General features: G+C 40.2%; 14 protein-coding genes. 4 read left to right on the top strand and 10 right to left on the bottom strand.

Annotation, left to right across the window (positions count from 1 at the left end; genetic code table 11):
• Window positions 1–144: 144 nt before the first annotated feature.
• Both EKM61_RS02110 and EKM61_RS02105 read right to left on the bottom strand, forming a co-directional pair.
• The gene (locus tag EKM61_RS02110) at window positions 145–621 is read right to left on the bottom strand and encodes a universal stress protein (RefSeq protein WP_068226055.1); all 477 of its coding nucleotides are present in this window, start codon (window positions 619–621) and stop codon (window positions 145–147) included.
• Window positions 622–814: 193 nt separating this feature from the next.
• Entirely contained in the window at window positions 815–1,309 is a 495-nt protein-coding gene (locus EKM61_RS02105) for a GNAT family N-acetyltransferase (RefSeq protein WP_068279608.1), read from the bottom strand.
• A 159-nt stretch (window positions 1,310–1,468) separates the two neighbouring features.
• On the opposite strand from EKM61_RS02105, the gene EKM61_RS02100 reads away from it, so the two are divergent.
• The 4 genes from EKM61_RS02100 to EKM61_RS02085 all read left to right on the top strand — a co-directional run bounded on the left by EKM61_RS02100 (window position 1,469) and on the right by EKM61_RS02085 (window position 3,238).
• Window positions 1,469–1,783, top strand: coding sequence for a DMT family transporter (locus EKM61_RS02100; RefSeq protein WP_068226057.1), 315 nt, complete (start codon window positions 1,469–1,471; stop codon window positions 1,781–1,783).
• 15 nt (window positions 1,784–1,798) lie between these two features.
• Window positions 1,799–2,143, top strand: coding sequence for a DMT family transporter (locus tag EKM61_RS02095; RefSeq protein ID WP_068226058.1), 345 nt, complete (start codon window positions 1,799–1,801; stop codon window positions 2,141–2,143).
• A 176-nt stretch (window positions 2,144–2,319) separates the two neighbouring features.
• The gene (locus tag EKM61_RS02090) at window positions 2,320–2,544 is read left to right on the top strand and encodes a hypothetical protein (protein ID WP_068226059.1); all 225 of its coding nucleotides are present in this window, start codon (window positions 2,320–2,322) and stop codon (window positions 2,542–2,544) included.
• A 397-nt stretch (window positions 2,545–2,941) separates the two neighbouring features.
• The gene (locus EKM61_RS02085) at window positions 2,942–3,238 is read left to right on the top strand and encodes a cupin domain-containing protein (protein WP_068226060.1); all 297 of its coding nucleotides are present in this window, start codon (window positions 2,942–2,944) and stop codon (window positions 3,236–3,238) included.
• Window positions 3,239–3,523: 285 nt separating this feature from the next.
• On the opposite strand, the gene EKM61_RS02080 is transcribed toward EKM61_RS02085, so the two are convergent.
• The 8 genes from EKM61_RS02080 to EKM61_RS02045 form a co-directional block, all read right to left on the bottom strand.
• Window positions 3,524–4,015 (bottom strand): hypothetical protein, encoded by a 492-nt coding sequence (locus EKM61_RS02080; protein WP_068226061.1) that lies wholly within the window; start codon window positions 4,013–4,015, stop codon window positions 3,524–3,526.
• A 244-nt stretch (window positions 4,016–4,259) separates the two neighbouring features.
• The gene (locus EKM61_RS02075; protein WP_068226062.1) at window positions 4,260–5,105 is read right to left on the bottom strand and encodes an alpha/beta hydrolase; all 846 of its coding nucleotides are present in this window, start codon (window positions 5,103–5,105) and stop codon (window positions 4,260–4,262) included.
• A 114-nt stretch (window positions 5,106–5,219) separates the two neighbouring features.
• The gene (locus EKM61_RS02070) at window positions 5,220–5,678 is read right to left on the bottom strand and encodes a MarR family winged helix-turn-helix transcriptional regulator (protein WP_068226063.1); all 459 of its coding nucleotides are present in this window, start codon (window positions 5,676–5,678) and stop codon (window positions 5,220–5,222) included.
• An 87-nt stretch (window positions 5,679–5,765) separates the two neighbouring features.
• Window positions 5,766–6,884, bottom strand: coding sequence for a glycerate kinase family protein (locus EKM61_RS02065; RefSeq protein WP_068226064.1), 1,119 nt, complete (start codon window positions 6,882–6,884; stop codon window positions 5,766–5,768).
• A gap of 13 nt (window positions 6,885–6,897) precedes the next feature.
• The gene (locus tag EKM61_RS02060) at window positions 6,898–7,842 is read right to left on the bottom strand and encodes an SGNH/GDSL hydrolase family protein (protein ID WP_068226065.1); all 945 of its coding nucleotides are present in this window, start codon (window positions 7,840–7,842) and stop codon (window positions 6,898–6,900) included.
• A gap of 198 nt (window positions 7,843–8,040) precedes the next feature.
• Window positions 8,041–8,205, bottom strand: a complete 165-nt coding sequence (locus EKM61_RS02055) for a FeoB-associated Cys-rich membrane protein (RefSeq protein ID WP_075168941.1) — start codon at window positions 8,203–8,205, stop codon at window positions 8,041–8,043.
• Window positions 8,206–8,232: 27 nt separating this feature from the next.
• Entirely contained in the window at window positions 8,233–10,230 is a 1,998-nt protein-coding gene (gene feoB, locus EKM61_RS02050) for a ferrous iron transport protein B (protein ID WP_068377204.1), read from the bottom strand.
• On the bottom strand, window positions 10,227–10,454 hold the full coding sequence (locus EKM61_RS02045) for a FeoA family protein (RefSeq protein WP_068226066.1): 228 nt from the start codon (window positions 10,452–10,454) through the stop codon (window positions 10,227–10,229). The genes feoB and EKM61_RS02045 overlap by 4 nt, the downstream gene beginning before the upstream one ends.
• Window positions 10,455–10,823: the final 369 nt, after the last annotated feature.

The following is a 10,823-nucleotide window of genomic DNA, read 5'->3' as shown; positions in this document are numbered from 1 at the left end:
CTTTTTTATTTTTCTGATTTTCAAAACAGACAAAAAACCGGTATTAGTTATTCACCAATACCAGAAAGTGTAGACCCATTAATGTGCGGCAAAAAGGCGTCTGGAATCTGAGTATTACTTTCAGATTTCAGCCGCCTTTATTTATTACTTTTCGAGTGCAGTGACATTATCTAGCTTCGTTTTAACGACTAAAACGTCAGTCAGTGCATTGCGATTAACGTACTCAGTTACTGAGCCCACCAGCATTCGTTCGACTGCATTGAGGCCTGTAGCACCAATCATAATGAGATCATTATGGTGTTCTTCCGGAAAATCCTTTGAAATAACATTTTTAGGATTACCAAAACGAACGTGAATATCAATGTCATCAAAGTGCTGGTCGGTGCTAATCTTGTCAGTTAATTTCTTTAAATAATTTTGTGCGTCCTCTGACATTCTGTAAATAACATCACCGTCAACAAGCCCAGCGTAGTGATAGCTGTACTGTTTAGTATCAAGCACATTTAAAAGATCCAAGTGTGCGTTATTTCGTTGAGCAACGGCGACTGCCTTGTCGAGGGCCAACTCGGCCTCAGTTGAACCATCGACTGGAACCAAGATATTTTGATATTCTTGTAGCATCATGAAAACCTCACTTTCTGGATCGAATTCATCTAACTTACGATCTAATTATAACTTATTTCTTTAAAATAATTCAATTTAATGATTAGTAGTCCGCGATTATCTATGAAGATGTGTAATTTGTAGCACGTTTAAAACTAATTTTGTTACAGAATGCGTACAATGAATAGTTTTTAGGTCGCCATTTTAGTGACTAGTAAATTCGTTTGCCAAGAATATCCAAATCGCGCTCAATCTTATCCATCTCAGCAACGCGCGGTAAGTGCCCCCAAGTAACGAAACCGTTTTTCTTAAAAAGGCTCAAACTTGGTTTGTTGTGCCCAAAAATGAAAGTAACAATCGTGTTAATCTTTAATGCGGGACATTGGCCTTCCACAAATTCTAGGGATTTTTGGCCTAAGTGCTGGCCGCGAAACCCATCGGCAATGTAAAGGCTTAGTTCAACTGTGTGTCGGTAAGCCGGACGACCATAAAAATCCTCAAGTGCAATCCAGCCAGCAGGTTGAGAATTACTTTCTATTAGCCAAATTGGTCGCCGCTCATTGTAGCTATCAAACCAAGTTTGCCGTTCTTCCACGGTAACGGGTTCAACATCTGCGGTGGCCTGGCGTCCAGGAATTGTTTGATTGTAAGTTTGTACAATAAAAGGGAGATCTTTTTGTTGGGCAATTCGAAAATTAATTTGCATTATATTGTGTCATTCCTTTTTGTTTTGTATCACTATTATGATCATTAAGTTTAGTGGTGACAAGCTTGAGTATTGGGATTATTTTGTGGTATACCAGACATTGGGTAAATTTATTGACCAAACGATGAGTGAGCCAAATTTATGTTGGGAGGTGGCTTAATGCTTTTAGCATACGGTTATTTGGCCGTTGCCATTTTGGCTGAGATTGTGAGTAGCTCACTTTTGAAAATGACGGATGGTTTTAAACGGTTAGGGCCAACTCTAATAGTTATTGTTGGTTACGGGATAACCTTTTTCTTGTTATCAGTTGCGCTAGAGCAATTGCAATTGGGTGTGGCTTACGCGTTATGGGCCGGCATTGGCACACTGTTTACTTCAGTATTAGGCGTTGTTCTTTACAAAGAAGCAGTAACACGCAATAAAATTATCGGTGTTCTTTTAATTATTGCTGGTGCCATACTTCTTAATTTATAAAAAGGGGTGATTTAAGTGCGCTCTTATTTGGCTTTAGTTGTTTCTATTTTTGGCGAAATCTTTGGAACGGCCATGATGAAATATGCACAGGGATTTACAGTATTGGTGCCTTCTGTCCTTGGCATCGTAGCTTATTTTATTTCACTTTATAGTTTATCGCTAGCCTTGGAAAAAATTGCCTTAAGCACTGGTTATGCAATTTGGTCCGGCGGCGGGACGGCCTTAACTGCCATTATTGGCGTTGTGTTTCTTCATGAATCAGTGACCTTAATTAAGTTGGCTGGCTTTTTGTTAGTGATTGCAGGTGTTGTCGTTTTAAACTTACGACCGCTAGTTAAAAAGCCAGTTAAAAGTAGTTAATGTACGTTTGAAAAAAGTGGTTAAATGCTACTTTACAATTAAAAATTCTTACTGATCACACGTTATTCTGATTAGTTTTAGATTAGAGGTAGTAGTCAGAATAAGCGCTTTATGTTACTATTAGTTAATTTCGCGTTATACTGAATTTGTTAATGCAGATAGGGGGTCAACTTAAAATGGATACGATTGCACTTGTACTATTGATTCTTATAGCAGCCGGAGTAGTTTACGTTTCGGCGGGTATTTTATTTGAATGGTTTATTTCTGCTATTATTTTTTTAGGTGGGATCATAATCACATTTATTGGTAATTTTCTGACTCTTCTACTGCAGATAGCGATTCGAATTAAACGCTTATTTTTGAAAACCAAACATTTATTAGAGCGTGTAGGCGTTTCTTAATTTAATACCAAAAAAGTGACCGGGTACGGTTCGAAAAAGTGTTCTAATTCTATTTTATAAGGGTGCTTATAGGTTACCAAAGGTTTACCAGAAAAATAAGTTTATGCCGTTCTTCAATAAAGTAAGCTTAAGTAAGGCTAGAGAATGGTTGAAAGATTGCTTTTTCAAGCACATTTAGGCCAAAGTAATCAGAAAATATTAGTAAAAGTTAATTTACGGATAACTTTCTAGTTGATTAATATTTTGCAGTTGTATGAAGGTATTTGCAACAATAATTTTTGGCCCGTGCTTTTAAAACTAAAGGTGAAAATTATGTTTTGAAAGCGTATGATAAGGGTGATTTCATTCTAAATAAATGAAGATAGCTTTTAAATCAATTAACGAGGAGCCTAGCATCATGAAAATCTTACTGGCAAATGACCAGTTAGACACGCAAGCAGAACCTTTATTAAAAGAGAAAAAGCAGGTGATTACTCACTTACACTTGGCAGGGCAAACAGTTATCCCAATGCAAAAATCGGCTATGACTGTGACGGTTGTTCCTGTTCACGGGCGGGTGGTCTTTGCGACGGCCAACGATAAAACTGAAATTTACCCTGGAAAAGTTGTTGTCATGTTACCTAATGAGGCCCACCGCTTAGAGGCTTTAGAAGATAGTGATGTAATCATGATTCATTATAAATTGGCAGAATAGAGGCCGGGATAAAAATCCTGGTCTCTTATTATTTTTGATCATTACTCTAGAACATGGGCCAAAAGTCTGGGTTCACGTGCCTAACTACAGCTAATTTATAGTACAGTTATTAAATTAGCTTACGTTACGCAGTAAACTTAAAACCGACTTTGGCCCTACTCCCATTAGAGCAGTTTGGTTCAAGTCGGCTTAGATTTTTTAGTATCCGTAAAATTAAAATGAGGGGCCACGGACAATCAACTTGTCGGTAACCCCTCATTTTTTATTTTCACTAGAAATGAACACTTATTTAGTAGCCGCCCATTTTTCAATGGCGTGAGCAGCAAGACCAAAACTTAAAACAGCATCTTTAGCCAAAGTTTTTTGAACTAACTTATGATCTAACTGATCAGTTGCACCAACAACTTCAAAGCCGTAAGTTAAAATGTGCAAGTCGGTTTGAACATCGTAGTCAGTTGCAACCACATTTTCGTGTGCGTACGTATAGTTCAATTCACCGTCTGTTACTGCGCCATCTGTATGGGTTACGATAACGCGATCACTTAAGTCACCTAATGGTTGTTGCCCATTTTGTAAGGTTAATAAGTGGTCGGATTCACTGTCGTAATAACTATCTTCGCTCATTGCAAAATAATCTTGAATGGGTTTTTGTAAAATAGCAAGACTATCAATTGCTTGATAAATTTGTGCGGCGTTAAATGACTCATCACCGGCCTTGATTGCGTCACTGTTTTCTTCTAAATAATCTGCTAGTTGGCTGATCGTTAATTCTGCCACCTTTGCCACCTCATTTTTATGTTTATTTTTAGCCTTTTAAGTTCGGCTTTTCTAATAGTTTACCTGATTTTGGATTAATTGTTAAATTAATGCGAAAAATAACGGCCTACTTTACGAATTGGCGGCCGAATATTACAGCAGTAGACTAGCGCGTACCAAAATAAAGTGCCCAGATTTTACAGCTGCAGGCACACTTAATGTAGTTATTTAGATTTTACAAGTTAATTAATTTTTACGACGTTGATCAATGCTGCCACAAGTCGTGAGCAATAAGATTGGTCACGGTACCTTTTGAGTGCAACTGACTGTGGGTTAGATCGGCTAACTTTTGTTCTTGATAGTGTTCAACCTGGCCTTGCACGAGATAGCGCATTGCTTGAGCTTGAGTATTGGCACCGGCACCATCTGTTAATTTACCGTCTAAAGTACTGTAAACGTTGAAAATCCGAATTGCTCGATTACGTTTCAACACGGATTTGCGAGCCACTAAACGGCGGTAGTTTTTGGATTGGCGCGTTGGCCGATTATTGGTTGCGAAAGGAGTCCCTTCGTGCATGGCGCCATCAATTGGTGCACCAAGTAAAACTAAGGTGTGCAATTTTGGTGTACTTGCGTTGGAATCCAATAAAAGCTGGTTGACAAGTGCGTTGCCACCCCAAGAATGGCCAACAGCATTATAGCTAGTGACACCATAGCGTTTGTGTAACGTCACAAGGATTTGCTGCAGCCAATGTGCTTCTTGACGGTAGAAGCTGGAATTGCGCTTAAAAACGATCTGAATAATTGGGTTAGCCATTTTTTTATTTAAATGACCGTAATAATTAATTGGGCCGGTTGTACTAACAGTTACAGTCATGACTTTACCACCAGCATGCTTGGCGGCCAATTGGTTGATCATTGGATTAAAGGTGAAGCCACCACCTAACCAGCCGTGAACGAAAAGCGTGGGGGTTGCGGATGCTTGGAAGTCCTTATTAATCGTGGTTGGTGTTTGCGGTTGGTTGGTCGCTGTATGATCAACGTAAAGTGAGTAGCCCGTCAAGGTTAATAAGCAAACAATAAACAGCCCGGCAAAAATTTTTTTGAACATAATCGGCCTTCTTTGGTGAAACGAATATAAGCATCTTAAAATGTAACACGGCAAGTAATTCAAATACGGGACAGCAATGGCTTGTTCCATTGGCTATCCCGTATTTGATTAAATTTAATGCTGTAAAGTTGTCGCCTTATTAGTGAAGTTAGTCAAGTGCTCGGTAATTTGGTTAGCAGCAGTCATGAGTTGTTTATATTCATCGTAACTAAAGCCTAATTTTTCTTGGCAGCTATTAACACGGTCAAAAATAACATTACGTTGTTGTTGCGCCTTAGCAGTTAACGTGATAATAACCCGCCGTTCATCAACTTTATCACGTTTGCGGTTGACCCAACCATCCTTTTCTAAACGTTTTAGAAGTGGCGTTAGTGTACCACTATCAAGATGAAGGTAGTGGCCAAGATCGTTAACCGTTAACGTTTTATGCTCCCAAAGTGTTAGTAGCACAATGTACTGGGGGTAAGTTAACTGAAATGGAGCCAACGCGAACGTGTAATATTTATTGAATTGTTTTTGGGCTCGGTAAACAGCAAAGCACAGTTGTTCATCAAGCAAGATTGGTTCAGTCATTAGCCGAAGCTCCTTTTTAAATAAATTATACTTAAAGTCAATTTTACACAATTTAATTGTGAGCTCAAGTAAATTAACCTAAAGATGTTACTTAAGATTAAAAGCACGCCAGGCGTTTTCACCGGCCAAAGTCACAAGCGACTTTGTTTGCGCAATCGTTTTTTCTAAGCTTTGTGGTTCAATAACAGTGCTAATGATCAAATCAATGGTTGTTGGTTGTTTGAGGTCGAACGCACGACTACCGACAATTGCGATGACTGGCTTTTGGAACTCTTTAGCGATTTGACTAACAATTAGTGGTAACTTACCATTTTGTGATTGGCCATCCATCCGGCCTTCACCGGTGATTACCAGATCGGCGGTACTGGCTGCCGTTTTAAAATCAAGTAAGCGGAGAATTTCCTGTGCCCCTGATCTTAAGGTAGCGTGAGTGAACGTAAGTAGAGCAAAACCAAGGCCACCAGCGGCCCCAGCTCCAGGGATGGCCTGTTTTTGTGTGTTTGTCGCGCGGCTTGCAAGTTTAGCAAAGTTGGCCACTAGTTGATCACATTGTGGTAGTTGTTCCCGCGTCAGGCCTTTTTGGCGGCCATAAACAAAAGTAGCACCATTTTTACCGGTGAGGGGATTTGTCACATCACTGAGGCCGGTAATTGTGATTTGTTGAAGGCGCGGATCAAGTTGGCTTAAATCAATTTGGGCTAATTGTTGTAGGCCAGTCAGTCCCGGGCCAACTTCTTGTCCGTATTTGTCAGTGAAATGACCACCAAGTGCTTGCAACATTCCAAGACCAGCATCATTGATTGCGCTACCCCCTAGTGCAATGTAAATGCGTTGAACATCCTGTTTCAAAACGAGTTTGATTAATTCACCGAGACCAAAGCTGGTTGCCTGAAATGGTTTTTTAATTGGACCAACTAGTGGAAGGCCTAGGACTTGCGCGACTTCAATAATGGCCGTCTTATTATCTAAGCGGCCGTAGTTTGCAGTTACGGATTTTCCCAACGGACCAGTAACCGTCGCTGTTTCTAAAGTACCACCTTGCTTTAAAAGGCTTGCCAAGGTGCCTTCACCGCCATCAGCAACTGGTAAAATGGTGGTAGAAACATTGGGGGCCAAACGTTGGATGCCAGTTTGGATGTAATTACCAATTTCTTGAGAAGTCGCACTGCCTTTAAACGAGTCAGCCGCAATTAAAATATTTGTCATCTAGAAATACTCCTTACTGTAAAAACTTAAATTTATGTTGAAGTGCTGCTACTAAACATTGTGCAGCCATTTGTGAGCCATTTTGATCAAGGTGAACTTGATCCGTATAGGTCAAATTCCAAGCTGAAGTTTCAATGATTTGCACCTGGTAGTGACGCCCAACTTGCCGGATAGTTGGTGCACAGCGTTGGCTAAAGGAAATTAAAATGACTAAGCGCGACCGGGAAAATTGGTGGCATAGGTTATCTAAAAGTTTAGCAAAGGCCCGTTTAACTTGTACTTGCTCAAGTCGCCAATCGTTAGTGCCAAGGTTAATGATGATTAGATCGCTTGCGGGAACTGGGCACATCGTTGTCGAATTAATTTTGTTATAAAAGTCAAGCGCGCTTGGAACGTGGCCTTGACCAGGCCGACAAATTCCAGCGGCACTATAAGCAATTCGCTGATCAAGCGCGCCGAAATATTCGGCGGTTAAAGCGGCGTAGCTAGTTTCAGCACGATAGTCAATTGCAGGTGTTTTGCCGGCAACCCAGCAACCAGCAGTAATAGAATCACCGATAAATGTGAACCGTGGGCCACCGGGCTTTACTGCCAGCAACGGTTCTGAACTATTAATTGCGATTAGCGAAAAACCTGCTGTGTTCGTCCAAACATTTGCCTGGTCAGTATTTCCGGACATCACAACTTGTAAATTAGTAGCGGCTGCTAAATAGAGTGTGATTGGTTTGTCACTGATAACCTCACGGTGGAAAGGCCGATTATTAACGCGCCAAGCAACAACTTGTGGTGTGGTCTGGCGAATAAAATACAGGTCAATTTTTGTTGGCTTTACAGCATGACAAAAAAATCCGGCGCCAAGATTGGTCGTGTAATTTTCCTGCCCAGTAGAGAGCCAGCGGCCGTAAAAATAGCATCCAGGAAAAGCAGTATTTGCGTTAGTTTTGATTAAATTTAGCATACAGCACGCTCCCTAGCACTATTATAAAGTTTTAAGGCAAATAAAAAAGTGTGCCGACTGAATTCAGTTGAGCACACTTTAATTGGTGGGCATAAAAGTTTTACTAGTGATTTTTGATTTCTTTAAGCAACGTTTGAGACTTATTTTTGTTAGTGCTTTTCTGACTAGCTTATTCTTTTCAAAACTTGTCAGCCACAATTAATTTGGGCGGCGTTTGGCGTCCACCATCATTTTCTTTGCTGCACATTTATAATCGCAAGCAGCGCATTTTCCTTGTTTAGATTTACGTAAGACCTTAACAATTTGCCAACCTGCAGTTGCGACAATTGCGGCCGTGATAACTAAATTAACGAATAAAGCCATAATTAATTTTCCTCCATTTTAGTTTGATCAGCGAAGTCCGATAAGTAAGCCACCTTGATAAATGAAGAAGGCGAGACCATAAGCAACTAGTAAACTGACAACAACTGAGTAAGCGGCCCATTTCCATGTGCCAGTCTCTGCCTTGATAATAGCAATTGTTGCAAAGCAGGGAATGTAAAGCAAGATAAAAACTAGAAAAGCGTAGGCCGATAATGGGGTAAACAAGTGAGCCAGCGCCGCAACCAACATTGAACGGCCAGCAGTATGGTAAAGCACCATTAGTGTTGAACCAACGACCTCTTTGGCCAGAACGCCAGTTAAAATAGCGCTGATGGCTTCCCATGAGGTGATGCCAATAGGATGGAAGAGGGGCAACAAACTACGGCCGATCAAAGCCGAAAAACTTTGCCCAACGTTTGTAGCAACACCAGATGGTCCAAGGTAGCTAAGCAACCAAATCATGACAGTCCCACCAAAAATAACGGTACCTGCTTTATGAATAAAGCCCTTACCCTTATCCCACGTTCCCTGTAAAATAATGTTGGCCTGTGGCATATGGTATTCCGGCAATTCAATCATAAAAACGGAAGTCTCTTCAGAATGGAAAACACTCTGGTAAATTTTAGCCAAAACTAAGGCAACCGCAATTCCTAAAAAGTAGAGCGACAAAACAATGGCTGCTTGGTGTTTACTAAAAAAGGCGGCAACGAAAAGACTGTAAATTGGCAAGCGCGCTGAACAACTCATATAGGGTGAAATTAATGTTGTGATCAGCCGTTCCTTAGGTTGTTCGATTGTCCGAGCCGCCATAATTCCTGGAACATTGCAACCAAAGCCGATAATTAAAGGGATAAAGGCCTTGCCATTTAAACCAACCAGTGACATTAATTTATCCATTACTAAGGCCGCACGGGCCATGTAGCCGGAATCCTCTAGTATCGAAATACAGGCAAATAACATAAAAATTTGGGGCATAAAAACCAGGACACCACCAACGCCGGCGATGATACCATCAACGATCAAAGAATGAAGAAAAGGGAGTGCCCCCAGCGTTGTTAATAATTGATTGGCGCTACTAGAAAGTGGGCCAGAAATAAATTGATCTAAAATATTTGATAATGGCGTTCCCACCCAATCAAAGGTTAATTTGAACATTAGAAAGAAGATACCGGCAAAGATTGGTAAACCAAGTACGGGATTGGTTACAACCCGATCAATTTTAGCCGTAATATCAGTAATTCGTGGATTTTGGGCCTGCTGGCGAGCTTCTTTTAAAGTTGCCTCAATAAATTCCAAGCGCGCTTGATAAATTTTGTCGGCAAAATGTTGCGCCTCATAGTACGGCTGTTGGTTAAGTAGTGGCGTCAGATTATTTTCTTTTGCATAGGTAATTACGGCCTTGTTAGCGTTCATAAACTGAATGGCCAGCCAACTGGCAAATTGTTCACCTAAATTATAGTTACGTTGCAAGCCACGAACAGCCTGCTTAATTGCCGTTTGAATGGCCGAGCTATATTCTAGCTTAAATGTATTGGGGGTTAAATCAGGCTCAGCTTGTAAGAACTGTTGCTTAAGATCCTGAACACCTTTATTACCCCGAGCATTTGTCGCGACTAGATTACAACCAAAGGCATGACGTAAAACATCAAGGTTATAGCTGATGCCTAATTTGCGCAAACTATCAATCATATTTAAGGCAATGATTGTTGGTTTACCAAATTCGAGCAGCTCAATGGAAAGCAGTAAGTTACGTTTAAGCTGAGCCGCATTAGCTACGTTGAGGATGATGTCTTGTGGTTCGTTAAGTAAAAAATTAGTTGCAACGGCCTCATCCTTCGTCAGCGGATTCAGTGAATAAACTCCGGGAAGGTCGACAACGGCTAGCTGGCTATTTTTAATGGCACCAACTTTTTTTTCAACCGTTACGCCGCTCCAATTTCCCATGTAAGCGTAGGAATCGGTTAAGCGATTAAATAGGGTTGTTTTCCCAGTATTAGGGTTACCAAATAGCGCAATTGTCGTCATAAGGTTCCCCCCTTTAGCTGGGCCACTAGTTGTCTGCGTAAACCGACACGTTGTTGATCGAAGGTGATGATAATCGGGCCGTTAAATGGATAACGACGAATAATCTTAACCTTCTTCCCAAGGGTTAACCCGAGATCACGTAAGCGATGCTGTGTTTTCTCGTCAAGTGCAGTTAAATCATGTATGTAAAACGTCTCTGAGGGCGTTTGCTTAAATAAAAACATAGGCTCAACTCCTAAAAAGCTGAATTAAATGACCAACAAAATGTGAACTGAATCGTTTATAGATCCATAAACAAAATTCATATTGTCATTATAAAGCAAAGCGCCTTTAATTAGTTGAAATTACGAAAACTAATTGACATTGAAAATCATTTGTAATCATTTTGTCATATTTAGACAAAAAATTATTTAATTTGAATCAGATTAAAAAAAAATTAATAAATTCTTAGATAACACGTCGTGACAGCTTCATAAAACTAATTAGTAACTTAAAAACTGACAGTTGGCCATTTTAAGCCATTTTACCAATAGTACTAAATGTTGGTTGAAAACGATTTTCTAGTCTAAATGTCTCAAACTGATGTTAGTTTT

Origin of the sequence: Loigolactobacillus backii, assembly GCF_003946275.1 — a bacterium.
Taxonomy (GTDB): Bacteria; Bacillota; Bacilli; order Lactobacillales; family Lactobacillaceae; genus Loigolactobacillus; species Loigolactobacillus backii.
The sequence above is the reverse complement of the archived record's forward strand: the minus strand, read 5'-3'. Positions and strand labels throughout refer to the sequence as shown.